Origin of the sequence: Aeromonas sp. SE22 (assembly GCF_038739755.1) — a bacterium.
In the GTDB taxonomy this organism is placed as follows: domain Bacteria; phylum Pseudomonadota; class Gammaproteobacteria; order Enterobacterales; family Aeromonadaceae; genus Aeromonas; species Aeromonas jandaei.
Genome location: NZ_JBCGFD010000003.1, coordinates 1 through 25,173 on the forward strand (window position 1 = coordinate 1; position 25,173 = coordinate 25,173).

Below are 25,173 nucleotides of genomic sequence, written 5' to 3' on the forward strand. Positions count from 1 at the left end.
GCACGACCTTGCCAAGGTCGGGGTCGCGAGTTCGAGTCTCGTTTCCCGCTCCAATTTTCCATCGCACCAACGATGGATATCACTTTCAAGACAATCAGTCTTGTCAGCATGGCGCGTTAGCAAAGCGGTTATGCAGCGGATTGCAAATCCGTTTAGTCCGGTTCGACTCCGGAACGTGCCTCCATCTCTCTTCTTTCTTTTCAAAAAATCATCTCAAACCGAATTTATCAGTAGCTCTGTTGCAGCATCAGCCGTTCGCAGCCTGCTTCTCGCCACTGCCGTTCAAGATAGTGATTCACTTCGTCCACGTTTTGGCCCCGATTCTGAAACTGGCTTTCTGCACTGTATTGGGTGAGATCCGCCATCTGTTGTTTCAGTGTGCCGCACTGCCACAGACTCACGGTGGTTGGCCCTTGTCGGGCAAGCACAATGGCATCCCCCTGATTGAGCTGCCACTCATCGATTTGCGCCTTGGTCAAGGCGAGCATCAGCACCAGCAGAGCAACTTCTGAAAGCTTCATACGCATCTCCATACGGCACGTTTCCGCACTCATAACTGTGGCAGAGCTCACGATTTTCGCAAATGTGTTAACTGTTGGTTAATAACGTTGCTAAATTTCATTTATCCCGCTAATTTGCCGTTTTTATGAAAAAATATGGCTGGGGATGTAGTAATCCTACAGATAGTGGAGTAATCTTTGTTCAGTGGTCGTACCAATAAAGAGTTGCATCATGTTTCATCCCTTTTCTCTGACTCAGATTATTCTTCGTCGCATTTATGTATTGCTGGTGGGCATTCTGGCGTTTCCAGTGATGCTGTTTCGTAGTGATCGCGCCCGCTTTTATAGCTATCTGCACCGCATCTGGAACAAGACCAGTACCAAGCCGGTCTGGCTCAAGATGAGCGAACGTGGCGAGCGGATCTTCTACTAAGACCCTCTTCGATAAAAAAGACAGCTTCGGCTGTCTTTTTTTATGCGTTTAAAAACAGATGGTTAATGCTCGACTCTGTTACTATCGCTGGTGCAAAAAGGGGATGTCACAATGTGGCAGCAGCTACGCTCTTCCCCCTGTTGGTTGCTCATTTTATGGATCCCGATGACGCAAGGAGCTGCGATGCTGATCCGTCAGGCCACCGAGGCCGATATTCCGACGCTGGTTGCCATGCGAATGGCGCTCTTCTGTGAAGTGGGGGAGTTACCACACCCCACAGCCGACCCTGCCCTGATACAGGCAACCGAACGTTATTTTACCAACGCATTTTTGAGCGGATCCGCTTTATCCTGGCTGGCCGAGGTCGATAAACAGGTTGTCGCGGCGGGTACTCTGGCGATGTTTGTGCGGCCACCCTATCCCGGCAATCTTGCGGGAAGAGAGGCCTATCTGCTCAACATGTATACCTTGCCGGATTATCGCAAGCAGGGTACAGCCAGTGCACTGCTCGATGCCATGGCGGCAGAGGCCATAGCTCGCGGGTTTGGCAAGGTATGGCTCCATGCCAGCGAGGCTGGCCGGCCTCTCTATGAGCGGATCGGTTTTGTCGCCAATCCGGCTTATATGGAGTGGCAACCACCTGCCCGGTGAGCCGTGACATGTCAGCCATCAGCCCGTCGTGTGATGGGTGACAATAAATAGCTTGTCAAAAGGGAGTCTGATGGCCCAGCCAGCTATGCTGAGGGTACACGCCGTCATTATCTTGTTGATCCACCATGTGGTTTGGCCATGGCGGGTGCCTGTCTGGAGGATATGTTTCGATGTTCAATAACAAATTGAAAGCCGAGTTGCAGCAGTGTCAGGAGCAGCTTCTGGAGCAACAGGGATTTTACGATGCAGTGCATGGCAGCGTCGCGACCATCACTTTCAGCCCTGATGGCACCGTGCTGGCCGCCAACGATCTCTTTCTCAACGTGGTGGGATTCAGCGCATCCGAGGTCGTGGGCCAGCATCACAGGATCTTTTGCGACAAGCAGTATGCCCAGAGCAGCGCCTATCAACAGTTTTGGGCTGACCTGAAACAGGGGCGTTCCCGTACCGGGGTCTTTCAGCGCTTTAATCGCCGCGGCGAGCCAATCTGGCTGGAGGCCACCTACTTCCCGGTCAAATTGCGCGGCGTAGTGACCAAGGTGATCAAGATTGCCGCTGACGTTACAGAGCATCATCTGCAGCTGCTGAGCCAGCAGGCGGTGGTAAAGGCCCTTGATCGTTCTTTGGCCGTCATCGAATTCACGCCGACTGGTGAAGTGCTCACTGCCAATGCCAACTTCCTCCACACCATGGGCTACACCCTGGCTCAGGTGCAGGGCAAGCACCACCGCATCTTCTGCGATGACCACTTCTATCAGGAAAATCCCCACTTCTGGGAAGAGCTTGGGCGCGGCCAGTTCAAATCCGGCCTCTTCTGCCGCCAGAATAGCCATGGCAGCAAGGTGTGGCTGGAGGCGACCTACAACCCGATCCTGGATGACAACCGCCGGGTGGTGAAGGTGATCAAGTTTGCCAGCGACATCACGGAGCGGATCAACAAGAGCGATGCGGTGCGCGAAGCGGCCATGCTGGCCCACGATGCGGCGCGGGAGACCCTGAGCTGTGCCGAGCGCGGGGCTGGGCTGCTCTCCTCGGTGGTTGACACGTCCAGCCTGATTGCCAGCCAGCTGACTCACAGCATCGGCCTTATCAATCAGCTGAACGAGCAGTCGCGCAGCATAGAGGCGATCGTCTCCACCATCAGCAGCATTGCCGACCAGACCAACCTGCTCGCCCTCAACGCGGCCATTGAAGCGGCCCGGGCCGGGGATCAGGGGCGTGGCTTTGCGGTGGTGGCTGACGAGGTTCGCCAGCTGGCGGCACGCACCTCGCTCTCTACCGACGAGATTGCCAAGGTGGTGCAGAACAACCGTGAACTGACCGCCAAGGTGACCGCCGAGATGTCTGATGTGGCGGGCAGCGCCGAGCTGGGCAAGCAGCAGGTTGGCGAGGTCAACGAGGTGATGAGCGAGATCCGCCGCGAGGCAAACAATGTCTCCGCCACGGTTTCGGGTCTGGCCATGTGACTCATCCGACCACAATCAAACCGGGGCACTGATGCACTTCTGACCAGTCAGTGCCCCAATCTGAACTCTTCCTGTATCACCCCGCCATTGTGAATTGTCCCCACCCCCTCTCTTGCTTAGGCTTGCCGCCTCATTCATAACCGAGCAGGAAAAGAACAAGATGGTACGACAACAGAAGGGGCGGGCGGCCGCGTTGCTGATGATGGTTGCGAGCATGGGGCTGAGTGGCTGCATGGGGCAGATGGGGCTATCCGGCATGGTGACCAAGGGCAATCTGAGCGTAGTGGATAACCGCTACGGCCGGGCTGGCGTCTTTATGCTGCTCTCCCCGATTTATGGTCTGGCGGCGACTGCCGACCTGTTCGTCTTCAACACCATCGAATTCTGGACTGGCAAGAATCCCATCACCGGCAAGTCACCGGCGGTGGTGGATATGAAGGTCGACCCGGTGATCAAGGTGAACCAGCACCTCGACCCCTCTCTTCACAAAGTGCCGCTGGCCATGTTGCCGCAAGGGGTGCGTGAGGTGGAGATCAGCTATCCCGACGAGCATACCGCCCAGATGGAGGTGCACTATCTGGATGGTCGCAGCAGCATGATGCGTGGCGAGAAGCGCGGCGAGTTGATGGATATCTACTTCGACGGTCGCTTCGTCTCTACCCTGAGCCGTGCTGAGCTGGAAGAGCGGGTGAACCAGGGCAAGGCTGCTGCCTAAATTCAACTGAATCCAGATCTATCCGGCACCAGATGGGGTATACATAAGCAGCTGGCAAAATCGCCATGATGTCTAAGGGAGTAGACTATGACGGTGAATGGATTGCGATTGGCGGAGTTGATTGGTTCCCTCAGTCATGCACTCGACATGACCGAGGGGCAACCAAGAGGGCATTGCATTCGCTGCTGCTGGATAGGTTCCCGTCTGGGGGCGCGGCTGGGACTGGATGCCCGGCTGCGCCATGATCTCTACTACACGCTCCTGCTCAAGGATCTTGGGTGCAGCAGCAATGCTGCCCGCATCTGCGAGCTCTATCTCACCGACGATCTTCACTTCAAACGCGATTTCAAACTGGTAGATGGCTCCCTCTCCGAGGTAGTCAACTTCGTGCTGGGCCATACCGGCCTGCAGGCGGATCTGCTGGGACGTTTTCGCAGCCTGTTTCATATCTTTCGCAACGGCGACCAGATTGCCAACGAACTGATCCAGACCCGCTGTCATCGGGGGGCGGATATCGCTCGCCAGCTCCGTTTCAGTGATGATGTAGCCAATGGCATCCTCTCCCTTGATGAACACTGGAATGGCAAGGGTCGGCCCCTGCAACTGGCTGGCGAGGCGATCCCGCTCTTCTCCCGCATTGCCCTGCTCTGCCAGGTGGTGGATGTGTTTCATGCGGCCGCCGGCCCGGATGCAGCGCTCAAGGAGCTGCGCGAGCGCAGCGGCAGTTGGTTTGACTCGGCACTGGTTCGCGAATTTGAAGCGCTGGCGGACGATGCTTTCTGGCAAGGACTGGCCGATCCCCGACTGACCGAGTGGGTTCTGGTCCACCCGGCCGGACAGGGCGAAGTAGCGCTGGATGAGGATTATCTGGACGAGATCGCGGCGGCCTTCGGGCAGGTAGTGGACTCCAAAAGTCCCTACACCGCGGGTCACAGCGGCAGGGTGGCGCTCTATACCGATATTCTTGCCACCCAGATGGGGTTGTCCGAGTCGCGTCGACGCTGGCTCAAGCGGGGTGCCCTGCTCCATGACGTGGGCAAGCTCGGGGTGAGCAACGCCATTCTCGACAAGCCGGGCAAGCTCGATGCGCAGGAGTGGGCGGCGGTGCAGATGCATGCCGCCTATACCGAGGAGATCCTGAGCCGCATCGGCGCCTTCGAGGAGCTGGCACAAGTAGCGGGCGCCCACCATGAGCGGCTCGATGGCAAAGGCTACCCCAAGGGGCTGAAAGGGGACGAGATTACCCTTGAGACGCGCATCATCACCACGGCCGACATCTTCGATGCCATCACCGCCAAGCGCCCTTACCGCGGTGCCATCCCCGTGCCGCAGGCGCTGGAGATGATGGCGGAGAATCTGGGCACCGCCATCGATCCCGACTGCTTTGCCGCCCTGCAGGCGGGTATTCAGGATTTCTCCCTCTACCTCACCCCCGAGCAGCCGCTGGCCAATGCCAGTTAAGGTTTATAGCCCTGACTGCCCAAGCGGCCAGTCAGATAGCAAAACGCCCTGCAACTGCGGGGCGTTTTTTATGGCGCTCAGGTTGGCTGTTTGCGATGGGGCACGGTGAGGATCAGCCCCAGCAGGCGGCGCAGGTGGGTGAGCTGCTCGGTCAGCTGCACGTTGAGCCAGAGATAGCCGATGATGGCCGTCTCCGTATTGGCGGGCAGGTTGACCCGGGTTGCCAGCTCGTGCAGACGGGCGATGGCGGCCTCGGCGCCGCGCCCGTCGCCGGTTTGCAGCATCCGGGCAAGCTGGTTTATCGCCTCTTCGGTCGCCTGATGGCACTCGTGCAGCTCGCGGGTGCTCTGCATCAGGAAGTGGCTCTCCCGATCGTTCCAGTAGGTGTTGGCCAGCATCTCAAGGGTGCAGAGGGTATTGCGCATGGTGACCTGCACCGCATCAAACAGGGCGATGCTGTGGCGGGTCTCCTTGGCTGCCGGTGCCAGCAGGGCCCGCAGTTTGCCGGTTTGGGCCAGCAGCTGGGAGAGATTGTGTTTGAGCTGCGGCCGCTCCAGCACGTTGGGGGAGAGGTGGGTGTGATAGAGACGTCCCGACTGCTGCAGGATCTGGTGCAGTTGCAGCCGCCAGTGGCTGTAGGCCCGCTGGGGGTAGATGCTGCAAAAGAGCAGGGCCAGCAGGGAGCCCAGCACCACGTCGCCGCTGCGCCAGAGGGCGGTATGGATATCCCCCGGCTGGGCCCCCATGGTGACACCGAGGGTGATGCCGATCAGCAGTCCCACATAGGGGCGCTTGCCGAGCGCCAGATAGCCACACAGGAACATGATGCAGCCGCACCAGATCAGGGTGAGCGGCAGGGAGTAGATCTCGAGATAGAGCGCCACTATCCCGCAGCTGGCGCCGAAGATGGTGCCCACCACCCGCTGCAGGGCGCGGGAGAGCACATTGCCCCAAAACGAGATGGGGCCCATCACCACCACCAGCGTGATCAGCGGCCAGGTGCTCTCTGGCAGTTGCAGCTGGCGGGTGAGCAGAAAGGTGAGCATAAAGGCGAGCGCAATGCGCAGGCCATGGACGATGCGATAGTGGCCGTAGACCAGCAGATCGAGCCGGGATAAGGGGGCATCAAGACGCACAGTGAGCCTCGTGTAAAGTGACCTGGGGGCGCATTGCATCCGGCCTGCGCCCCGTCGGGATTCAGGCCAATCGTCCTTGCAGGGGGTGGATCCAGACCCGCTCGCCAACGGCGATGCCGCTCTGAGCGGGGACGATTTCAATCAGACAGTTGGCATCGGCCATGGAGCTCAGGATGCCGGAGCCCTGTGGCCCCGTGGTGCGCACCCGCAGCTGGCCGTTGCCATCCTGATGGAAGATGCCGCGCAGGAACTCGGTGCGACCCGGGCGGCTCTTCATCTTCTCGTCTGCCAGTGCCGACAGGCGCAGCGGCTGCCACAGCTTGCCTTGCAGGCGGGCGATGGCTGGCTCGACAAATTGCAGGAAGCAGACCATGGCGGCCACCGGATTGCCGGGCAGGCCGAAGAAGGGGGTCTGCCCCAGTTTGCCAAAGGCGAGCGGGCGACCAGGTCTCATCTGGATTCGCCAGAAATCGATCTGGCCAAGCTCTGCCAGCACCAGCTTGATAAAGTCGGCGTTGCCCACCGAGACCCCGCCGGAGCTCAGCACCAGATCGGCGCTGGCGGCAGCCTGCTCCAGCTGTTGGCGCAGGATGGTCTTGTCATCGGGGATGATGCCAAGGTCCATCACCTCGCAACCGGCGGCGCGAATAAGGGCCATCAGGGTGAAGCGGTTGCTGTCGAAGATATGGCCGGGGGCGAGCAGTTCGCCCGGCGCCTGCACCTCGTCGCCGGTGCTGAAAAGTGCCACTTTCAGCGGCGTGCGTACCGGCAGGCTGCCCAGCCCGAGCGATGCCGCCAGCCCCAGCTGGGGGGCTGCGAGTCGGGTACCAGCCGGGATGGCGACCGCACCTTTGGCCAGATCTTCCCCGGCCTGACGCACGTTCTGCCCTGCGTGAACGGGGGCGGTGACCGTGACCCACTCACCCTCAATACGAGTCTCTTCGCGCATCACCACGGTATCGACCCCGGGGGGGAGCGGGGCACCGGTCATGATCTGCACCGCCTGACCGGCCAGCACCGGCTCGTGGCGCTGCTGGCCCGCCAGCACTTCCCCCGCCAGTTGCCAGCGACCGGCGGCGAGATCGTCGCTGCGCAGGCCAATGCCGTCCATCGCCGAGTTGGCGTGGGGCGGCACATTGATGGGGCTGATCAGATCGGTAGCCAGCACGGCGCCGCGGCACTGGGCCAGCGGTTTGTCGCTGCAGGCGGAGCTTGGGGTGAGAGCCGCCAGAATGGCGTTGCGGGCCGCTTCGACCGACAAAAAGCCGCTGCCAGCCTCCTGCTCGCAAGTCTGGCAGCCGTCAAGCCAGCTACAGACGAAGTCGGCGATAGCCTCAAGGTCGTTGATATCGAGGTGGGGCAGGCTTGTCTGCTGTTGTTCGCCACTCTGTTGGGGCTGATCGCTGGCCAGCGCTATGATGTCCCGGTCTTCGGGGAAGAGCAGCGGCTTGCCAATCTCGGCGCGGTGCAGCTCGATTTTCGGGAAGTGCTCGTGCTTGAACCCCTCGACCAAGAGCAGGTCGAGCTCTGTCTGATCGAAGCTTGCCAGCAGCTGGCGAAAATCGGCTTCGGCCAGCTCGGTTTCAATGATGCGGGCATGGCGACGGCGGGAGGCCACCATCATCTGCTGTGCCCCCGCCTTGCGCAGGCGGTAGCTGTCCTTGCCCGGCTGGTCGATATCAAAGTCGTGATGGGCGTGCTTGAGCACCCCGATGCGCAGGCCGCGCCCTGTCAGCAGCGGGATGAGCTGCTCGAGCAGGGTGGTCTTGCCGGTACCGCTCCAGGCGGCGAAGCCGAGCAGGGGAAGAGTGGGGGCCGGGGTCATGAGGTGGCTCCTTGTCCGGTGGCGTCTTGCAGGCGCGCCTCGTAGGCGGCCAGCTCGCCCGGGCTGTTGAGATTGATAAAGGCATCCGGCTGATCGGCAAAGCTCACCACCGCCATATTATGGCGGGCAAACCAGATATCGATTTTGCGCTCCCCCCCGGCCAGTGCGGCGCTAAGGGAGGGGAGCAGGGATGTGTGCAGCAGGGCGACCACGGGTTGCAGCCAGTCGCCGTCGTGGGCTACTACCAGCTCGGTCGTCGGGGTTAGGGCGGCGCGAAAGCGGCTCATCAGGTCCGGGGGGAGGGCTGGGCCATCACAGGGGACGAACAGCACCCAGTCGTGGCGGGCGGCGGCAAGGCCAGCCTGCATGCCCGCCAGCGGGCCGAGGTAGTCGCGATTGTCATCGCTGATGACGGGAGCCAGCGCCTGATAGCGGTCGTGGCTGCGATTGGCATTGATGAGGATCTCGTCCGCCTGGGGGCGCAGCCGCTCCAGTACGTGGGCGATCAGCGGGCGTCCTGCCAGCTCCACCCATCCCTTGTCTTCGCCCCCCATCCGGGTGGCGCGGCCGCCGGCGAGGATCACTGCCGACACGGGAAAAGGGCTAGAGGGGGATTCGCTTCTTGAAGTCATGTCGCTCGATGATTTTTAAAGGGGTCGTCTCTTGCAGCTGGCCACGGGCGAGGGTCCATTGCCGCTCGCACAGGTCGGTCAGGGCGTTGTGCTGGTGACTGATCACCACCAGGCCGCTGCCATGTTCCCGCAGATCTTGCGCCAATGCGGCCATCAGGGCAACCGAATGTGCATCCAGATTGGCGGTGGGCTCATCCATCAGCAGAAAAGCGGGTTGCAGCGCCCAGGCACGGGCCATGGCCAGCCGTTGCCGTTCGCCACCCGAGAGAATGCTGATGTGCTCCCGCGCCAGCCCCTCCAGCTCGACCCGGCGCAGCGCCTCGAACACCCGCACCTCGCTGCCGAGCTGCTTGTCCAGCGCCCAGGCGACATTGTCGTGCACCGTGCGATCAAACAGATAGGGGGTCTGGTGCAGATAGGTGACCCGGCCGGGCCCCAGATCCCGTTTGAGCAGGCGGTTGAGCCGCCGTTGCCAGCGCCCCGGCAGGTTGGTGTAGCCGCGGGTCGGGGGGAGCAGCCCCGCCAGGATCTTGAGCAAGGTGGTCTTGCCCACCCCGTTGGCCCCGTGCAGCCAGATGGTGTCTCCCGCCGCAATGGAGAGGCGCTCAATCTCGAACAGCTGACGGTCGCCAAAGCGCATCGTCAGCTGGTGGGCGGTCAGAGCCATGGGGTACTCCTGTGGGTTGCGGGCATGGTCAATTCTTCAGATAGCTCTGGCCGCGACAGGCGGTGAGCAGCAGGTTGAGCAGCAAGGCGAGGGTTAGCAGCACAATGCCGAGGGCCACCCCCTGAGTGAAGGCCCCTTTCTGGGTCTCCAGCGCGATGGCAGTGGGGATATTGCGGGTAAAGTGCAGGATGTTGCCCCCCACCATCATGGAGCAACCCACCTCGGTGACGATGCGGCTGAAAGCGCCGATCACCGCCGCCAGCAGGCCAAAGCGGCACTCGTGCATCAACCCGAGCAGCGCCTTGGGCCAGGAGACGCCCAGGGTCAGGGCGGTCTCCCAGGCGCGGCGGTCACTCTGGACAAAGGCGGCGTGAGCCATGGTGGCGATGACCGGAAAGGCGATCAGCATCTGCCCCACCACCATCGCCTGCTGGGTAAAGAGCAGCTTCCAGTCGCCAAAAGGGCCGGCCCGCGACAGCAGCATGTAGAGCAAAAGACCGATCACCACGGTCGGCACCGACTGCAGGGTGTTGATGCAGGAGAGCCAGAGCCAGCGGCCGGGCAGCGGCAGGTAGGCCAGCGCAAAGCCCAGCAGCAGCGCCGGCAGCAGCACCAGCAGCAGGGCGATGCCGGAGACGGAGAAGGAGACCCCCACCACCTGCCACAGCTCGGTGTCGCCGTTGAACAGCAGGGCGAGGGCCGCCAGGGTCGTGTCGAGCAGCGTCATCAGGCGCCTCCCCCGTTATGGTAAAGGGGGAGGGCCAGCTGCGCCGCCATGTCGGTCGGTGCGGGCATTACTTGCTGTTGGCGTCGGCCACGAACAGCGCCTGACCGGCTACCTTGAAGTCGCCGATCAGCTTCTGGCCATGCTCGGAGACCAGCCAGTTCTTCAGGGTGCGCGCCCCTTCGGTGTTGAGATCCGGGTAGCGCTTGGGGTTAACCAGGATTACCTGATAGGGGTTGAACAGGCGCTTGTCACCCTCCAGCAGCACGGCGAGATCCAGCTTGCTCTGGTAGGCGAGCCAGGTGCCGCGGTCGGTCAGGGTGTAGGCTCCGAGCTCGGAGGCCATGGTCAGGGTCGGGCCCATCCCCTGGCCGATGGATTTGTAACCGGCAAACTCGGGTTTGACGTCAGCGGCTTGCCACAGGGTCTTCTCTTTGATGTGGGTACCGGACTCGTCACCGCGGGAGATAAAGGTCTGGTCCTTATCCTTGATGGCCTGCAGCGCTTTGGCCGCGTCGTGTAGCTTGGCCAGACCTGCCGGGTCTTTGGCCGGGCCGACGATAACGAAGTCGTTGTACATCAGGTGCACCGGCTCGATGCCAAAGCCTGCGTCGACAAACTTCTTCTCGGCAGAGGGGGCGTGGGTCATCACCAGATCCGCATCGCCATTCTCGCCCATCTTCAGGCTCTGGCCGGTACCGGCCGCCATCACCTGCACCGGATAGCCGGTCTCCTTGGTGAACTGGGGCAGCAGCCAGCCCAGCAGACCGGACTGTTCGGTACTGGTGGTGGTGGCGAGGCGGATTGGCGCCTTGGTAGTGTCAGCATGGGCCGCACCGGCGAGCAGCAGGCTGGCGGCGAGAGAGAGGGCAAAACGTTTGAGGTTGGTTTTTATCGTCATCGTGATGCAACTTTCAGGGCAGGTGAGAGAGGAAACAGCCAAGCAAGCGGGGTGCCAAACTGTTCCACACCACTGTGATTAGCTCTTTACCCTTTAAAAACAGAGGGTTAATTGCGGCAATTAGGTGAGCCGGTTATCGCTTTTAATAATTGGGGTTGGTGATTTTGATACGGGAAGGACAAAATGTCCCACTAAAGTTCCGGTTATCGGGACATTCTCCGACCTTACCTGTATTCGAGGTGCTTTTTTTCATGACAGTCTCTTCCGGCCGCTGGTCTGCCCTCTCCCTGCTCATCGTCGACGATGAGCCCGGCATGCGCAGTTTTCTGGCCAAGGCGCTGGCCAGGCGCTTCGCCCAGATAGAGACCGCCGCCAGCGTGGAGGAGGCGGAAGCCCTGCGCTGCCGCCTCCATTTTGATCTCATCATCGCCGACATCCGGCTGCCGGGACGCTCCGGTATCGAGTGGCACGAGGCCATCGAACCCGGCACCCGCCGCAGCGACATCATCTTCATGACCGGTTTTGGCGACATGGAGACCGCCCTCAAGGCGCTGCGTCTGGGGGCCAGCGACTTTATTCTCAAACCCTTCAATCTCGATCAGATGGTGCAGGCGGTGGACAGGGTCATCGAGCGCCGCCAGATGGAGCGGGAGAACCTGCTGCTGCGCCGGGAGGTGAGCAAGCTCTTCCCGCCCACCCTGATTGGCGACAGCGTCAAGACCAGCGAGCTCAAGACCCTGATCGCCCGGGTCGCCCCCTCCAACGCCGCCGTGCTGGTGGAGGGGGAGTCCGGCACCGGCAAGGAGCTGGTGGCCCGCGCCCTGCACCAGCTCTCCGGTCGGGTCGGGGCCTTTGTGCCCCTCAACTGCGCCTCCATCGCGCCGGAGCTTTTGGAAAGCGAGCTGTTTGGCCATGTGCAGGGGGCCTTTACCGGCGCCCGCAAGGGGCGCGACGGCCTGTTTCGGGTTGCCCATCAGGGCACCCTGTTTCTCGACGAGATCGGCGAAATGCCGCTGGCCATGCAGGCCTCGTTGCTGCGGGCGCTGGAGCAGAAGGCCATTCGCCCGGTCGGTGCCGAGCGCGAGCTGGCGGTGGATGTGCGCATCGTCGCCGCCACCAACCGCAATCTCAAAGCCGAGGTGGAGGCGGGTCGCTTTCGCGAGGATCTCTTCTATCGTCTCAACGTGGTGGCGCTGCCGGTCGCCCCGCTGCGCGAGCGCATCGACGACATCCCCGCGCTGGTGCACCACTTTACCCGCCAGCTCACCGCCGAGATGGGGATGGGCTCCTTGAGCTGGACCCACGAGGATGTGGTGGCGATGCAGGCTTACCCCTGGCCCGGCAACGTGCGCGAGCTGCGCAACCTTATCGAGCGCTGCCTGCTGCTCGGCAAGCCCCCCGCCGACTACTGGCAGAGCAGCCAGCCGGCGCCGCAAAGCGATGGCGGCGACGGTTATCCGCTGGAGTGGCCGCTGGCGGAGGTGGAGAAGGCCCACATCCTGCAAGTGGTGGCGAATCACGATGGCAACAAGTCGGCCGCCTCCCGGGTGCTCGGGGTGGCGCGCAAGACGCTGGATCGCAAGTTCAAGGAGTGGGCCATCGAATGAGGTCTGCCGATGCCAAGGGAGTGGCGATGAAAAAGAGCCTGTTGTCACGCTGTATCCGTATTCTGTTGCCGCGCTGCGTGCGCACCAAGGTGCGCTGGCGCCTGCTGCTGCTCACCTCCATGCCCATCATGCTGAGTCTGGCGGGCATGGTGGCGCTCACCCTCTACTGGACGCTCACCTACAGCTGGCAGAACCTGCTCACCACGGTCAGAAGCGATCTGGCTGGCGCCCACCACGCGGTGATCGTGCAGCAGACTCGCCAGAGCGAGCACCTCGAACACCTGCGCGATGCCTGGGCCTTCCAGCTGCGGCTGCGGGAATCGCCGGATCAGCTGCAGGACTGGGTGATGCCGCTGGCATCCAACTACGGCCTCGATTTTCTGCGTCTGCGCCGCGGCGCCGAGCTGGACACCCTGACGGCACAGGAGCTGACGGCCCTGCGCGCCGGGCACAGCGTCAGCCACTTCGTGGTCTGGTCGCAGCAGGAGATGCGCGCCCTCTCGCCGCTGTTGGCCAAACGGGCCGTGCTGTGGCAACGGGACGGCACCAAAGTGGTGGAGAACCGGGGGCTGATCAGCCTCTCGCTGACGCCGGTGATGGCCCGCGACGGCTCCCTCTGGGCGGTGCTGGAGGGGGGCGAGCTGATTAACGGCAGCACCCGGCTGGTGGACGAGATCAAGGGGCAGGTGTTTGCCAAGAACACATTGCCGGATGGCAGCGTCGGCACCGTCACCCTGTTTCTCGACGATCTGCGGGTGAGCACCAACGTGCCGATCAGCAGCAGCCATCAGGTGGGCCGGGCGGTGGGCACCCGGGTCTCGCCACCGGTGCGCGAGCAGGTGCTGAAGCGGGGCGAGCTCTGGATTGACCGCGCCTTCGTCCATGACGCCTGGTATGTCTCGGGCTACGAGCCGCTGCTGGGGGCCAAAGGCGAGCGGATCGGCATGCTCTACGTCGGTTTCCTCGAGTGGCCCATCATTCGCACCTACCTCACCAATCTGGTGGAGCTTGGCTCCGGTGTGGTGGTGCTGCTGCTCATCTCGGGCCTGCTGGTCTATCGCAGCGCGCGGGATCTCTTCACCCCCATCGAGCGGATGCACAAGGTGGTGCGGCAGGTGCAGGCGGGGCAGTCGGCCCGCATCGGCGAGCTGGCCCTCGACCCCGACCACGAGCTGGCCCAGCTTGGTCGCCAGTTCGACGCCATGCTGGACCGGCAGGAGGCGCACCAGCAGCAGATGGCCCGCAGCGCCGACGAGCTGGAGCAGAAGGTGGCCGAGCGCACCCAGAGCCTCAAGCAGAAGACCGCCGAGCTGGAGGAGCATATCCAGATGCTGACCGAGGCGCGCCAGCAGCTGCTCATCAGCGAGAAGCTGGCGGCCCTTGGCGAGCTCTGTGCCGGGGTGGCCCACGAGATCAATAACCCCCTGGCGGTGATCCTCGGCAACGTGGAGCTGATGAAGCTGGAGCTGGGGGAGGCGGCCGAGCCGGTCAGCGAGGAGCTGGCGCTGGTGCTGACCCAGATCGAGCGCATTCGCGCCATCACCCGCAGCCTGCTGCAATATTCGCGCCCCGGCGACTACGAGACGGCGCCGGTGTGGCAGCACCTCAACCCCATCATCGAGGAGAGCCTGACTCTGGTGCGCTCCGCCCTGCGCCAGCAGCAGATAGCGCTGGTGGCCGACCTCAAGGCGCAGCAGCCCATCGAGGCGGATCGCCAGCAGCTGCTGCAGGTGCTGATAAACCTCCTGGTCAACGCCAGCCACGCGCTGGGTGAGCAGGGGGAGATCCGGGTCGAGAGCAGCGACTGGTTCGATGAGGCAGGGGTGTTGCAGGGGGCGCTGGTGCGGGTCATCGACAACGGCAGCGGCATCGAGGCGGCCATTATGGACAAGATCTTCGACCCCTTCTTCACCACCCGCGCCACCGGCACCGGGCTGGGGCTGGCGTTGAGTCACCGCATCATCAGCCGCTGGGGCGGCGAGCTGTTGGTGGACTCTACCCCGGGGCTGGGGAGCTGCTTTACCGTGCGGCTGCGCAGCCACGCCCTGCTGCCAAGCGGCGGCGAACCGGCCCAGCTCGAAGGGTGGCGCATCGCCCTCAATGCCGAGGGGTTTGATTCCGGCGGCGAGCGCGGTCAGTAACCCTTCACCTGCGCGCAACGGCAAAAATCCCCGAGCAAGCCTTGGGGATTTTTTTATGGCGGCTTGGGCGGATCGGAGGAGGCTGCCGCAAGGCTGGCTGGGACGACTTTGCTGCCCTCGGTGGGATAAAATCGGTGGTATAAATTAAATTTATGGGTTTTGCCAAAATGACCCTATTTTAACTTATACCGATCGCTGACCCGTTCTGAGCCCTTGTCAGAGCTGGCTGGGGGCCGCCAGCGCACTCCCTCCGATCTGGGGGAAAGGTGATGAAGAGGCGTAGAAGAGCGTCAGGCAGAGGCAGACAAACCGTCTCGCTGGCCGGGTAGCCAGCGAGACGGGAATGACGTGAAGGGGGAAGGGTTAGGTCGTGCCGGGCCGCTTACTGCGGGCTCCACACCAGCTTGCCGCTCTGGCTCAGGTCATAGCCGCCGAGGCGGGCCGCCAGCTCGCGCCCCTCGGGGGATTGCAGCCAGCCGATCAGCTGTTGCAGCAGGGTACGAAAAAAGACCCCCTGCGGCATCACCAGATCGAAGCACTCCTGCGACAGCGGCATAAAGCCGAGGCCAAACTCGGTGGCGGTGCTCTGGGCACCGGGCCCGACATCGGCATCGCCACGGCTGATGGCGGCGGCCAGCTCCCGCTCGCTGTTGACCTCGAGGGTGCGCTCCAGCCGGGTCAGCGACTCTCCTTGCGTTTGCAGCCACTCCTGCAGGGCGCGCTGGCTGCCAGCCCCCTCCTGACGCATGGCCCAGCGCCAGTCGAGCGCCTCCTTTGCCTCCTTGGGTTGCAGCCCCTGCCGCAGCACCAGCCCCTGCACCCGGCGAAATCCATGAACGATCACCCATTGCCGGTGACCCTGATACTGTTGCACCAGCGCGGGATGGCGCAGGTGGGCCTCCTCGGCCTGTCCCCAGTGGATGGCGCACAGATCCACATGGCCGCGGGCCAGCATCGCCAGCCCCTGACGGGTGCCGCACGGGGTGTAGCCCACCAGTGCCTGGGTGCCGAGCTGCCGGGCCAAGCGGCTGCTGGCGTAGTGCAGCAGCACATCGTCCGAGCCTGCCAGCAGCAGCCGGTCGTTCATCACCCCCTCATGGCAGCTGCCAAGCAGCCAGCGATCGAGCAGGGATCGCGGAAACAGCCACTTGCCGGTCGCCTTGGTGGCGGGGATGCGCGCCTCGTTGGCGAGCTGGTAGACCTTCTTCTCGTTGAGATCGAGGTACTCGGCCACCTGCTTCACATTCATAAATTCATTCATGGCTTAATCTCGCATCCCGCGACCGGTTGAACCGGGCGCCAGCATCGGCGGCTTCTCGTCCAGCACGATATGGTCGTGGCCGCTAAAGACCTCGAAATGGCGCCCCTTGGCGCGGGCAATCATGGTGATGCCGAGCTGGCGCGCCAGATCCAGCCCCATCTGGGTGACGCCGGAGCGCGACAGCAGCACCGGAATGCCCATCTGCGCCACCTTGATCACCATCTCCGAGGTGAGTCGCCCGGTGGTGTAGAAGATCTTGTCGTGGCCAGCCTCGCCACTCATCCAGAGCTCGCCCGCCAGAGTATCCACCGCATTGTGGCGCCCCACATCTTCGACAAAAGAGAGGATTTCGCTGCCGCGACAGATGGCGCAGCCATGGACGGCACCGGCCATCTTGTAGGTTTCGTTATGGGCCGACAGCGCCTTGAGCAGGGCGTAGAGGGTGCTCTGTTTAAGCTCAGGCGCCGCCAAGACCACCCCTTCAAGCTTCTTCATCACGCTGCCATACATTGTGCCCTGACCGCAGCCGGAGGTGACCGTCTTCTTCTCCAGTGACTTGTCGAGATCGGCGGCCTGCTGGCTGCTCACCACGGCGGCGGCCTCACTCTCCCAGTCGACGATCACCGACTCGATGGCTGCAATATCCTCGATAAAGCCCTGATTTTTCAGATAACCCAACACCAGCGCCTCGGGGCGGGCCCCCAGCGTCATCAGGGTTACTATCTCCTTCCAGTTGAGGTAGACCGTCAGTGGCCGCTCACAGGCGATTTGGCGGGTTTGCAACGTGCCCTGCTCATCCATCACCTCGACGGCCATGGTGAGCTGGGCTGCTGCATTGCTTTTGATAAAGGTCGGTGTCATGGGCCCCTCGCGACCGGTTGCCGGGATCTAAGGGGATGGATACAGCAAGTTTTGTTCCAAGATATTGTGGCTATTGATATCGGGTGTGAGGGGATGTTAAATCATTATATTATTTTAAATGCTCTTTTCTGTATGATATAAACCGTCTGTTAATTGGTGAGTTTATCTATATATCACAGGAAAGGTATTGTATAGATATTTTGTTCTAATTAAGTCTGTTTGTATTTGCTGTTGTTCATTTTAAATAAATAAGGAAGGGTGGGTTATGTCAGATGATGTATTGTCTGAATATAGGAAAAAGTTAGACGAAGATGAAGGTCTGCAGGGGAAAAGAAAGCTGTTGGTAATTTTGTCTGTTTTGGTGCTGGCAATTAATTTTACAGGTGCAGTTTTCAAGGAAGCAAATACATTTATTTTTAAAATCGAATTTACCAATCAGTCTGGATTAAACACATTTTTGCTTTTGTCAATACTATTTCTACTTATGCGCTATTACGCATACGCTCATAGTTATCATCAAGAGTTATATGAGTTGTGGTCTAATAGAATGCTTAAAAACAGAAATGTCTTTTATTATGATAAAGATGCAAAAATCGTAAGGGGATTGCTTGGATATGCTGTAACTGTTTGGGGTGAAGAGGAGCCAGGTATAGAGGCATCAAAATATCATATTTCTGGTTTATTTAAGAGAGAGCTTTTGTATCCCACATATCATAGATGTGAAGATGGTAGTATTGATGAATATCAAGATGTCATAACGCTAACTGACTTTAAAAATGACAACTGGAGTCGTCGTAAATATTTAGAGTTGCTATCGCTTGAGTTAAAATATCAACTATCTGCATTTCTAAAATATAGAGAGAATTTAGATCTAATAGGTCCATATATAATTGGGGTTTTAGCTGTATTTTTAACGTTATACAAATTGGTAAATGATTGGTAGATATTTATGATTATATCGCTATGTTTATCTCGTATGTTGGGCCAACTCGTAGGTTGGTGCTGAACGAAGTGAAGCCCAACGTTTACCGCGAACACTTTATCAAGGTAATAATCGGATAATTCAGCATTATTCGATTATTACCATTCCCTCAATCAGGCTCTGGCGGATTGGTTTTACGCCGCATGTTGGGCTTCGCTGCGCTCAGCACCAACCTACGCCCGCGCCAACCCATACTCCGCACGACGTCCCAACCCGCATCAAAGCCCCCATCGGCCAGCAAACCCGGCCTTGGCCCCACTCTTGCTAAGTCTTATCCCATTGATGGCCGTGGCCGCCCTGAATCTCCTGCTTTGATCTGCCTCGAACGGGGTGGTTCACGGGGGAGGGCGGCCCGGCAGAGACCTTCTGATGGGAGCCGTGACAGTGCAAGACACCACCAATACCTTGCCCCCGCAGCGCTGGCTGCAACTGGAGTTAAAGGCCATCGACAGCCAGGTTGGCCGCTGGCAGAGCCGCCGTTTCGAGATTGCGGCGCTCCATCCCGCCGAACCTGAGGCGGCCGGTGCGCTGCCTCTTACCCTGTTTCGCGATGAGCGGGGGGATTATCGCTTCAATCTGAGCTCCGGCTCGCCCCGCCTGTTTGTCACCGGAAGCCGCGTGGACAGTGGCTTTGTGGCCGATGGCCTCACCTTGAGCCAGACCGTGGCCGCCGCCTATATGGATGGCGAGCGGCAGGTGCTCTCTTGCCCGCTGCCCGAGGCGTTGCAAGCCTGGGTGGAGGCCTTTATCGGCCGTCACGGCGAGCTGCTGGAGGCCCGCCGCAAGGGCAAGAAGGGCAAGGGGCGGGCGCAGGATCAGCTCGGTGTCGATACGGTAGATCAAGCCAGCTGTGGCGCCGTTAAAGCCACCGGCCCCGATGGCCGCGAGCGTGGTAGCCAAAGCGGAAACAGCGCCCATGAGTGAGTTCCTCAAGCGCTGGTCGTCTCGCAAGAGTGAGGCGCGCAAGCATCAGGTATTGCAGCCGAGGGAAGAGGTTATCCCCGAGGCAGTTGCCGCCCCCATCGAAGGCAGTGGCGAAGGTGAAACTACAGATATTGCGCTGGATAGCCCCGTAGTCAGCACTGACAAGGGGAGTAGTGAAACCCTTGCCGTTGAGGGGGCAGGGAGTAGCGAGCCGCTGCTGAAAACGGCCCAGCCGGGCAAGGCCAAACTCCCCGACAGGGAGGCGCTGCGGGCCATGTTTCGCAGCCATAAACCGGATGGGCTCGACGACTACACCCAGGATTTCAGCCAGCCCGAATTGCTGCCCGCGGCCCTGACCGCCGGGCTGCGCAACTGGCTGGTAGAGCAGGTAACCGCCCCGGAGAGCGAATCGGTCAATCCGGCCAGCGGAGCCGCAGAACCGGTGGCGCTTGCCAGCGAACCTGCCGCCGAGCCGCCCGAGCTGGCTGATAACCATTCTCAAACCCACACCGATGATCGGGACATTTTGGTTTCCTCTGGTGGACAAAATGTCCCAACCAAAGGTGGGGGAATGGAACCCTCAGGATCCTGACTCCCTGTCAGTCACTTTTTTTCCGGGGGAGTTGGCTCGCCTCTTGCTCTCTCGGCTTACCAACAAGCGCCCATCCCATGAGGTGGCGCGCGCAGGAGTGTATGTGAGCACTGAACAAACATTGCCAAATCTGAGCCCAAATCTGGCCCACGGGGCGGGGGCGGCCGAGCATAACGCGCGCGCTCGCGCCTATGCCCTGCAGCATACGGTCAAGACCGACAACCTGATCCCGGCCACTGTCTCTTACCAGAGTCAGGGGCAACTGCTGCTGGTCGGCCCGGAAGATCGTATTCGCCGCGCCGCCAGCCTGCTGCCCGCCGGGGTGAAGCCGACTCTGCTGGTGACCGAAGCGGTCCACGATGCCGAGGCGGCCGATCTCGAAGCCATCTTTGATGCCACAGCATCCCTCGCGGCCCTGACCCTGCGCGAACCGGGCCTGACAGGGTATCTCGGCCAGTTCCAGCTCACCGGCCTCAATGGACAGGGTGAGCGGGTTAACCTGGCGGCGCTTTGCTTCCCACAACAAGGCTTTCCACACCAAGCGGCTGCTGTCAGTGAACAGCCACGCGAACCGCGCTTCGATCTGGTGGCCGATCTGGGCCGCGCCCCGCTCTTTGCGCTGGAACGCCCGCCGATCGGTTATCTGCATCTTGCCGATGACCAAGGGTTGGCCGAACGGCTCGCCGAGCTCTGTGCGCTGACCGGTATCTTCGACAAGCCGCGCTATTTTCGCCTCGACCCCGAGGCCTGCGCCTTTACCGCCCGCGGCGTGCCCGGTTGCAGCCGCTGTCTCGATGTCTGTCCGACCGATGCACTCAAGCCCATCAATGGGCGCATCCAGATCGATCCCCATCTCTGTCAGGGCTTCGGCAGCTGCGCCTCTGCCTGTCCGACCGGGGCGATTGCCTATCACCAGCCCGATGCCAACACTAGCGGCGACTATCTGTTCCGATTGCTCAAGCACTACCGGGAGGCGGGGGGGGAAGCGCCGCAACTGCTGATCGCCGGTGAAAGCGAGCGCGAATGGGTGGAAGCCGAACTCACCCGCCTGCCTGCCAACTGGCTGCCGGTCTGGGTGGAGGATAGCGCGAGCTTAGGCATCGAGAGCTGGTTCGCCGCCCTCGCCTATGGCGCCAGCGCGGTACGCATTGCGCTGGGTGACGATACCCCCGCAAGCGTCCGTGCGCTGGTTGAGCGGGAACTGGCGAGCGCCGCTGTGCTCTTGGCGGGTGCCGGTCTCTCTGCCGATCGCATTGCTCTGTTTGACGCAGATGCTGGTGAGCCTGTTTCCGGCCAGCCAGCCGTTGCCCTGCTGGACAAGCCGCTGAAAGGGGACAAACGGGAGAACCTGTTTGCCGCCTTCGATGCCCTCTGGCAGGCCAACGAAGCGAGCTGCGAGCCGCTGGCGGTGCCTCACGGCGCCCCTTACGGCAGCGTGGAATTGAAAGAAACTGACTGCACCCTCTGCATGGGCTGCGTGGCGGTCTGCCCGAGCCGCGCCCTGCATGCGGTTGGGCACACGCCCGGCCTCAACTTTATTGAGCAGGATTGCATCCAGTGCGGCATGTGCGAAAAGGCGTGCCCCGAGCAGGCCATCGTGCTGATGCCCCGCCTGCAACCCGTGCCCGAGGCGCGCCGCGCCGTGCAGAGCCTGAAAGCTGAAGAGGCCGCCTGCTGCATTCGCTGCGCCAAGCCGTTCGCGCCCGCCTCGATGATCCGCCGCATCCAGCAAAAACTGGCCGGTCACTCCCACTTCCAGAACGAGGCCGCCCAGCGGTTGCTGATGTGTGAGGAGTGCCGGGTCAAGGATGTGTTTGCGGCGCTGGCGGCGGATCCCGTCTCCCAGCTCAAGGTGTGAGGGGCCAGTGATGAGTGAACAACATAACGAAAAGGCTGGCGAACTGACCATGACCGAACTGGAACAGAGCAGCGCCGATCTCTACGCCCTGCTGGCGAGCCTCTGGCGCGCCGCTCCCCGTGGCGAACAGCTCGCCTGGCTGCAAGGGTTGCAGGCTATGCCGGGCCCCTTTGCCAGAGGGCTGGGGCTGGTGCAGCTGGCGGCCAGCAGCCACCACGAAAACGAGCTTGCCGAGGAGTATCAGGATCTTTTTATCGGGCTGGGGCGCGGGGAGATAGTGCCGTTTGCCTCCTGGTATCTCACCGGCTCATTGATGGAGCTGCCGCTGGCGGTGCTGCGTGCAGATCTCCAGTCCCTCGGTTTCGAGCGCCAGAGCGGAGTGTGCGAGCCGGAAGATCACCTCGCCGCCCTCTGTGAGGTGATGGCGGTACTGATTGCCGAGCAGCACCCGGATCGCAACCGCTTCTATGAACGCCACCTTGCCCCCTGGGTACTCGCCTGCTGCCGCGATCAGCAACAGGCGAAAGGGGGCAGCTTCTACCGGGCAGTCGGCGCCCTTGCCGAAGATTTCTTCAAGCTGGAAAACGAATTGCGCCTGCCGTTTGGCGCCTGCGTGGTGACGGGCTGAACGCCTCCATCTGTGCATAACAAAACGAGCAGACGAGATATCCCATTGGACGCGAAGCTGGCGCGCAGGCGCTGGCAAGAACAACAACAGAGGTCACAAGAATGAGCGATGAAAAGCTGAAAGACCCGTCCCGCCGCAATCTGATCAAGGGAGTTGGCGTGGTCGCCACCATAGGTGTATTGGCCGGTGCCGCCGGTCGGGTGGTGGGAAAGGAGGTACTGACCCACGATACCAAGCCTGATCAGGGCTATCGGGAGACCCCCCATGTTCACGACTTTTATCGCACCCTGCGCGGCACCGACTGAGCCGGATCAGTGAAGGAGAATTCATGAAACTGACAAAACGTGCCGAGCAGCCCCAGGCGGGCGAGCAGGGCAATGAGGCAATTCGCGGTCAGGGGCTGACCCGTCGCGCCTTTATGGTCAACTCGGGTCTGGTAGCCGGTGGCGCCGTGGCCGCCGGTTGGCTGGCGCCAGCCATGATGCAGCGGGCCGAGGCCAAAACGGTGGCGGCCGGGGTGCCGGTCGAGGTGAAGCGCACCATCTGTTCCCACTGCTCGGTGGGCTGCGGCGTCTATGCCGAGGTGCAGAACGGCGTCTGGACCGGTCAGGAGCCGGCCTTTGATCACCCCTTCAACCTTGGCGGTCACTGCGCCAAAGGTGCGGCCCTGCGCGAGCATGGCCACGGTGAGCGTCGCCTCAAGTACCCGATGAAGCTGGTGGGTGGCAAGTGGCAGCGCATCAGCTGGGATCAGGCCATCGAAGAGGTGGGCAACGAAGTGCTGCGCCTGCGCAAGGAGTCAGGCCCCGACAGCGTCTACTGGCTCGGCTCCGCCAAGCACTCCAACGAGCAGGCCTACCTGTTTCGCAAGATGGCCTCCCTGTGGGGCACCAACAACGTGGATCATCAGGCGCGCATCTGTCACTCCACCACGGTCGCAGGTGTAGCCAACACCTGGGGCTACGGCGCCATGACCAACAGCCTGAACGACATGCACAACAGCAAGTCGATCATGTTTATCGGCTCCAACCCGGCAGAGGCCCACCCGGTCGCCATGCAGCACATCCTGCTGGCCAAAGAGCGCAACGGCTGCAAGATCCTGGTGGTCGACCCGCGTCGCACCCGCACCGCCGCCAAGGCGGACATGTACCTCTCATTGCGTCCGGGCACCGACGTTGCCTTTATCTGGGGCATGCTCTGGCACATCTTCAAGAATGGCTGGGAAGACAAGGAGTTCATCCGCACCCGCGTCTACGGCATGGATGAGGTGCAAAAAGAGGTGGCGCGCTGGACTCCGGCCGAAGTGGAGCGGGTGACCGGCCTCAACGAGCAGCAGGTCTATGGCGCCGCCAAGCTGCTGGCCGACAACCGCCCCGGCTGCGTGGTCTGGTGCATGGGCGGTACCCAGCACACCACCGGCAACAACAACACCCGTGCTTACTGCATCCTCGAACTGGCCCTCGGCAACGTGGGCAAGAGCGGGGCGGGCACCAACATCTTCCGCGGTCACGACAACGTGCAGGGCGCCACCGACTTTGGCGTCACCTCCGACTCTCTGCCCGGTTACTACGGGCTGGAAGAGGGCTCCTGGAAGCACTGGGCCCGGGTGTGGGATGTCGATTACGAGTGGATCAAGGCCCGCTTTGACAACAAGGCCTACAACGGCAAGCTGCCGATGAACAACAACGGCATTCCGGTCTCCCGCTGGGTGGATGGGGTATTGGAGAACGCCGATCTCATCGAGCAGGGCTCCAATATCCGCGCCATGTTCTACTGGGGCCATGCGGTCAACTCCCAGACCCGCGGCCCGGAAATGAAGAAGGCGATGCAAAAGCTCGACATGATGGTGATTGTCGACCCGTATCCCACCGTTGCCTCGGTGATGAACGATCGCACCGACGGCGTCTACCTGCTGCCGGCCACCACCCAGTTCGAGACCTATGGTTCCGTCACCGCCACCAACCGCTCCATGCAGTGGCGCGACAAGGTGATTGAGCCCCTGTTCGAATCCAAGGTCGACCACGAGATCATGTATCTGTTGAGCAAGAAGCTCGGCTTTGCCGACCAGCTGTTCAAACACATCAAGGTGGAGAACAACCAGCCGCTCTTGGAAGACATCACCCGCGAATACAACCGCGGCATGTGGAGCGTGGGTTACACCGGCCAGAGCCCGGAGCGGCTCAAGGCACACCAGCAGAACTGGCACACCTTCCACAAGACCAACCTCAAGGCCGAGGGCGGCCCGGTCAGCGGCGAAGTGTACGGTCTGCCCTGGCCCTGCTGGGGCACCCCGGAGATGAAGCACCCCGGCAGCCACATCCTCTACGACACCAGCATTCCGGTCTCGGAAGGGGGCGGCGGTTTCCGCGCCCGTTTCGGCATCGAGTATCAGGGCGTCTCGCTGCTCGCCGAAGACTCCTGGCCGAAGGGAAGCGAAGTGGAAGACGGCTATCCCGAGATCACTGCCGACCTGATGAAGCAGCTCGGCTGGTGGGATGAGCTGACCGAGGCCGAGAAGAAGGAGGCCGAGGGCAAGAACTGGAAGACCGATCTCTCCGGCGGCATCCAGCGGGTCGCCATCAAGCACGGCTTCGTCCCCTATGGCAACGCCAAGGCGCGCTGCGTGGTGTGGACCTTCCCGGATCAGGTGCCCAAGCACCGCGAGCCGCTCTACACCCCGCGCCGCGACTTGCTGGCCGACTACGCCACCTGGCCCGACGCCAAGAGCCTGTGGCGCCTGCCGACCCAGTACGCCTCGGTGCAGGAGAAGGACGTCAGCAAGGAGTTCCCGATCATCCTCACCTCGGGCCGTCTGGTCGAATATGAGGGGGGCGGCGACGAGACCCGTTCCAACCCCTGGTTGGCTGAATTGCAGCAGGAGATGTTCGTCGAGATGAACCCGGCGGATGCCAACGACGTCGGCGTGCGCGACGGTCAGGATGTGTGGGTGGAGGGGCCGGAAGGGGGCCGGGTCAAGGTGAAGGCGCTGGTGACCCCGCGGGTCAAACCGGGGCTTGCCTTTATGCCGTTCCACTTCGGCGGCCACTTCGAGGGCAAGGATCTGCGATCCAAATATCCGGAAGGGTCAGACCCTTATGTGCTGGGGGAGTCGGTCAACATAGTCACCACCTATGGTTATGACCCGGTCACCCAGATGCAGGAGACCAAGGTCACCCTGTGCCGTTTTCGCAAAGTAGGAGCCTGATCC

The 25,173-nt window shown here is 61.6% G+C and carries 23 protein-coding genes and 1 tRNA gene; 15 read left to right on the forward strand and 9 right to left on the reverse strand.

Features of this window, described 5'->3' with window-relative positions; translation table 11 throughout:
* The first annotated feature begins 110 nt into the window (after positions 1 to 110).
* Positions 111 to 184 (forward strand) — tRNA-Cys (locus AAHA39_RS06970).
* Positions 185 to 227: 43 nt separating this feature from the next.
* Here AAHA39_RS06970 and AAHA39_RS06975 read toward each other — a convergent pair.
* Positions 228 to 521, reverse strand: a complete 294-nt coding sequence (locus AAHA39_RS06975; protein WP_042029394.1) for a hypothetical protein — start codon at positions 519 to 521, stop codon at positions 228 to 230.
* A gap of 211 nt (positions 522 to 732) precedes the next feature.
* Between AAHA39_RS06975 and AAHA39_RS06980 the strand changes: the two genes are divergently transcribed.
* The 5 genes from AAHA39_RS06980 to AAHA39_RS07000 all read left to right on the forward strand — a co-directional run bounded on the left by AAHA39_RS06980 (position 733) and on the right by AAHA39_RS07000 (position 5,226).
* The gene (locus AAHA39_RS06980; protein WP_005334863.1) at positions 733 to 933 is read left to right on the forward strand and encodes a YbfA family protein; all 201 of its coding nucleotides are present in this window, start codon (positions 733 to 735) and stop codon (positions 931 to 933) included.
* 183 nt (positions 934 to 1,116) lie between these two features.
* Positions 1,117 to 1,584 carry a GNAT family N-acetyltransferase gene (locus AAHA39_RS06985; protein ID WP_320656661.1) on the forward strand — a complete coding sequence of 156 codons (468 nt, stop codon included), beginning with the start codon at positions 1,117 to 1,119 and terminating at the stop codon, positions 1,582 to 1,584.
* Positions 1,585 to 1,754: 170 nt separating this feature from the next.
* Positions 1,755 to 3,050, forward strand: coding sequence for a methyl-accepting chemotaxis protein (locus AAHA39_RS06990; RefSeq protein ID WP_320656662.1), 1,296 nt, complete (start codon positions 1,755 to 1,757; stop codon positions 3,048 to 3,050).
* A 160-nt stretch (positions 3,051 to 3,210) separates the two neighbouring features.
* Positions 3,211 to 3,765: a DUF3332 domain-containing protein gene (locus AAHA39_RS06995; RefSeq protein WP_041208956.1), complete on the forward strand. Its 555-nt coding sequence runs from the start codon at positions 3,211 to 3,213 to the stop codon at positions 3,763 to 3,765.
* Positions 3,766 to 3,852: 87 nt separating this feature from the next.
* Complete coding sequence (locus AAHA39_RS07000) at positions 3,853 to 5,226, forward strand: HD-GYP domain-containing protein (protein WP_320656663.1); 1,374 nt, start codon at positions 3,853 to 3,855, stop codon at positions 5,224 to 5,226.
* Between the two features lie 77 nt (positions 5,227 to 5,303).
* Here AAHA39_RS07000 and AAHA39_RS07005 read toward each other — a convergent pair whose 3' ends face one another.
* From AAHA39_RS07005 to AAHA39_RS07030, 6 genes are all read right to left on the reverse strand, one after another.
* Complete coding sequence (locus AAHA39_RS07005; protein ID WP_042029388.1) at positions 5,304 to 6,362, reverse strand: FUSC family protein; 1,059 nt, start codon at positions 6,360 to 6,362, stop codon at positions 5,304 to 5,306.
* 61 nt (positions 6,363 to 6,423) lie between these two features.
* Positions 6,424 to 8,187, reverse strand: coding sequence for a bifunctional molybdopterin-guanine dinucleotide biosynthesis adaptor protein MobB/molybdopterin molybdotransferase MoeA (locus AAHA39_RS07010; protein WP_320656664.1), 1,764 nt, complete (start codon positions 8,185 to 8,187; stop codon positions 6,424 to 6,426).
* A complete protein-coding gene (gene mobA, locus AAHA39_RS07015; RefSeq protein WP_320656665.1) occupies positions 8,184 to 8,819 on the reverse strand; it encodes a molybdenum cofactor guanylyltransferase MobA in 636 nt (211 codons plus the stop codon). Before mobA ends, AAHA39_RS07010 begins: the two co-directional genes overlap by 4 nt.
* Complete coding sequence (locus tag AAHA39_RS07020; RefSeq protein WP_040065392.1) at positions 8,791 to 9,486, reverse strand: energy-coupling factor ABC transporter ATP-binding protein; 696 nt, start codon at positions 9,484 to 9,486, stop codon at positions 8,791 to 8,793. Before AAHA39_RS07020 ends, mobA begins: the two co-directional genes overlap by 29 nt.
* 28 nt (positions 9,487 to 9,514) lie before the next feature.
* Positions 9,515 to 10,216, reverse strand: a complete 702-nt coding sequence (locus AAHA39_RS07025) for an ABC transporter permease (RefSeq protein WP_104014170.1) — start codon at positions 10,214 to 10,216, stop codon at positions 9,515 to 9,517.
* A 64-nt stretch (positions 10,217 to 10,280) separates the two neighbouring features.
* Entirely contained in the window at positions 10,281 to 11,111 is an 831-nt protein-coding gene (locus AAHA39_RS07030) for a substrate-binding domain-containing protein (RefSeq protein WP_320656666.1), read from the reverse strand.
* 251 nt (positions 11,112 to 11,362) lie between these two features.
* Here AAHA39_RS07030 and AAHA39_RS07035 point away from each other — a divergent pair, with 251 nt between their 5' ends.
* Both AAHA39_RS07035 and AAHA39_RS07040 read left to right on the forward strand, forming a co-directional pair.
* Positions 11,363 to 12,718 carry a sigma-54-dependent transcriptional regulator gene (locus AAHA39_RS07035; protein ID WP_320656667.1) on the forward strand — a complete coding sequence of 452 codons (1,356 nt, stop codon included), beginning with the start codon at positions 11,363 to 11,365 and terminating at the stop codon, positions 12,716 to 12,718.
* A gap of 26 nt (positions 12,719 to 12,744) precedes the next feature.
* Entirely contained in the window at positions 12,745 to 14,859 is a 2,115-nt protein-coding gene (locus tag AAHA39_RS07040; protein ID WP_320656672.1) for a sensor histidine kinase, read from the forward strand.
* Between the two features lie 382 nt (positions 14,860 to 15,241).
* On the opposite strand, the gene AAHA39_RS07045 is transcribed toward AAHA39_RS07040, so the two are convergent.
* The gene (locus tag AAHA39_RS07045) at positions 15,242 to 16,108 is read right to left on the reverse strand and encodes a helix-turn-helix transcriptional regulator (RefSeq protein WP_081849330.1); all 867 of its coding nucleotides are present in this window, start codon (positions 16,106 to 16,108) and stop codon (positions 15,242 to 15,244) included.
* Between the two features lie 15 nt (positions 16,109 to 16,123).
* Positions 16,124 to 16,981, reverse strand: coding sequence for a formate dehydrogenase accessory sulfurtransferase FdhD (locus AAHA39_RS07050; protein WP_320656668.1), 858 nt, complete (start codon positions 16,979 to 16,981; stop codon positions 16,124 to 16,126).
* A gap of 265 nt (positions 16,982 to 17,246) precedes the next feature.
* Here AAHA39_RS07050 and AAHA39_RS07055 point away from each other — a divergent pair, with 265 nt between their 5' ends.
* The 7 genes from AAHA39_RS07055 (at position 17,247) to AAHA39_RS07085 (ending at position 25,170) form a co-directional block, all read left to right on the forward strand.
* Positions 17,247 to 17,924, forward strand: coding sequence for a hypothetical protein (locus AAHA39_RS07055; RefSeq protein ID WP_342690007.1), 678 nt, complete (start codon positions 17,247 to 17,249; stop codon positions 17,922 to 17,924).
* A 408-nt stretch (positions 17,925 to 18,332) separates the two neighbouring features.
* Positions 18,333 to 18,887 carry a DUF3305 domain-containing protein gene (locus AAHA39_RS07060; RefSeq protein WP_320657376.1) on the forward strand — a complete coding sequence of 185 codons (555 nt, stop codon included), beginning with the start codon at positions 18,333 to 18,335 and terminating at the stop codon, positions 18,885 to 18,887.
* Positions 18,880 to 19,479, forward strand: a complete 600-nt coding sequence (locus AAHA39_RS07065) for a DUF3306 domain-containing protein (RefSeq protein ID WP_139407991.1) — start codon at positions 18,880 to 18,882, stop codon at positions 19,477 to 19,479. The genes AAHA39_RS07060 and AAHA39_RS07065 overlap by 8 nt, the downstream gene beginning before the upstream one ends.
* A 103-nt stretch (positions 19,480 to 19,582) precedes the next feature.
* Positions 19,583 to 21,337: a 4Fe-4S binding protein gene (locus tag AAHA39_RS07070; RefSeq protein WP_320657377.1), complete on the forward strand. Its 1,755-nt coding sequence runs from the start codon at positions 19,583 to 19,585 to the stop codon at positions 21,335 to 21,337.
* A gap of 10 nt (positions 21,338 to 21,347) precedes the next feature.
* Complete coding sequence (locus AAHA39_RS07075) at positions 21,348 to 21,965, forward strand: TorD/DmsD family molecular chaperone (protein WP_042007396.1); 618 nt, start codon at positions 21,348 to 21,350, stop codon at positions 21,963 to 21,965.
* A gap of 101 nt (positions 21,966 to 22,066) precedes the next feature.
* Positions 22,067 to 22,270, forward strand: a complete 204-nt coding sequence (locus AAHA39_RS07080; RefSeq protein WP_216994632.1) for a transcriptional initiation protein Tat — start codon at positions 22,067 to 22,069, stop codon at positions 22,268 to 22,270.
* A gap of 23 nt (positions 22,271 to 22,293) precedes the next feature.
* Positions 22,294 to 25,170, forward strand: a complete 2,877-nt coding sequence (locus tag AAHA39_RS07085; RefSeq protein ID WP_204477524.1) for a formate dehydrogenase subunit alpha — start codon at positions 22,294 to 22,296, stop codon at positions 25,168 to 25,170.
* The last annotated feature ends 3 nt before the right edge of the window (positions 25,171 to 25,173 follow it).

Bases quoted from the DNA above. Each gene is read 5' to 3' on its own strand.
- AAHA39_RS06975 (WP_042029394.1), bottom strand. From the start codon at position 521: ATGAAGCTTTCAGAAGTTGCTCTGCTGGTGCTGATGCTCGCCTTGACC.
- AAHA39_RS06980 (WP_005334863.1), top strand. From the start codon at position 733: ATGTTTCATCCCTTTTCTCTGACTCAGATTATTCTTCGTCGCATTTAT.
- AAHA39_RS06985 (WP_320656661.1), top strand. From the start codon at position 1,117: ATGCTGATCCGTCAGGCCACCGAGGCCGATATTCCGACGCTGGTTGCC.
- AAHA39_RS06990 (WP_320656662.1), top strand. From the start codon at position 1,755: ATGTTCAATAACAAATTGAAAGCCGAGTTGCAGCAGTGTCAGGAGCAG.
- AAHA39_RS06995 (WP_041208956.1), top strand. From the start codon at position 3,211: ATGGTACGACAACAGAAGGGGCGGGCGGCCGCGTTGCTGATGATGGTT.
- AAHA39_RS07000 (WP_320656663.1), top strand. From the start codon at position 3,853: ATGACGGTGAATGGATTGCGATTGGCGGAGTTGATTGGTTCCCTCAGT.
- AAHA39_RS07010 (WP_320656664.1), bottom strand. From the start codon at position 8,187: ATGACCCCGGCCCCCACTCTTCCCCTGCTCGGCTTCGCCGCCTGGAGC.
- mobA (WP_320656665.1), bottom strand. From the start codon at position 8,819: ATGACTTCAAGAAGCGAATCCCCCTCTAGCCCTTTTCCCGTGTCGGCA.
- AAHA39_RS07020 (WP_040065392.1), bottom strand. From the start codon at position 9,486: ATGGCTCTGACCGCCCACCAGCTGACGATGCGCTTTGGCGACCGTCAG.
- AAHA39_RS07030 (WP_320656666.1), bottom strand. From the start codon at position 11,111: ATGACGATAAAAACCAACCTCAAACGTTTTGCCCTCTCTCTCGCCGCC.
- AAHA39_RS07035 (WP_320656667.1), top strand. From the start codon at position 11,363: ATGACAGTCTCTTCCGGCCGCTGGTCTGCCCTCTCCCTGCTCATCGTC.
- AAHA39_RS07040 (WP_320656672.1), top strand. From the start codon at position 12,745: ATGAAAAAGAGCCTGTTGTCACGCTGTATCCGTATTCTGTTGCCGCGC.
- AAHA39_RS07045 (WP_081849330.1), bottom strand. From the start codon at position 16,108: ATGAATGTGAAGCAGGTGGCCGAGTACCTCGATCTCAACGAGAAGAAG.
- AAHA39_RS07050 (WP_320656668.1), bottom strand. From the start codon at position 16,981: ATGACACCGACCTTTATCAAAAGCAATGCAGCAGCCCAGCTCACCATG.
- AAHA39_RS07055 (WP_342690007.1), top strand. From the start codon at position 17,247: ATGTCAGATGATGTATTGTCTGAATATAGGAAAAAGTTAGACGAAGAT.
- AAHA39_RS07060 (WP_320657376.1), top strand. From the start codon at position 18,333: ATGGGAGCCGTGACAGTGCAAGACACCACCAATACCTTGCCCCCGCAG.
- AAHA39_RS07065 (WP_139407991.1), top strand. From the start codon at position 18,880: ATGAGTGAGTTCCTCAAGCGCTGGTCGTCTCGCAAGAGTGAGGCGCGC.
- AAHA39_RS07075 (WP_042007396.1), top strand. From the start codon at position 21,348: ATGAGTGAACAACATAACGAAAAGGCTGGCGAACTGACCATGACCGAA.
- AAHA39_RS07080 (WP_216994632.1), top strand. From the start codon at position 22,067: ATGAGCGATGAAAAGCTGAAAGACCCGTCCCGCCGCAATCTGATCAAG.
- AAHA39_RS07085 (WP_204477524.1), top strand. From the start codon at position 22,294: ATGAAACTGACAAAACGTGCCGAGCAGCCCCAGGCGGGCGAGCAGGGC.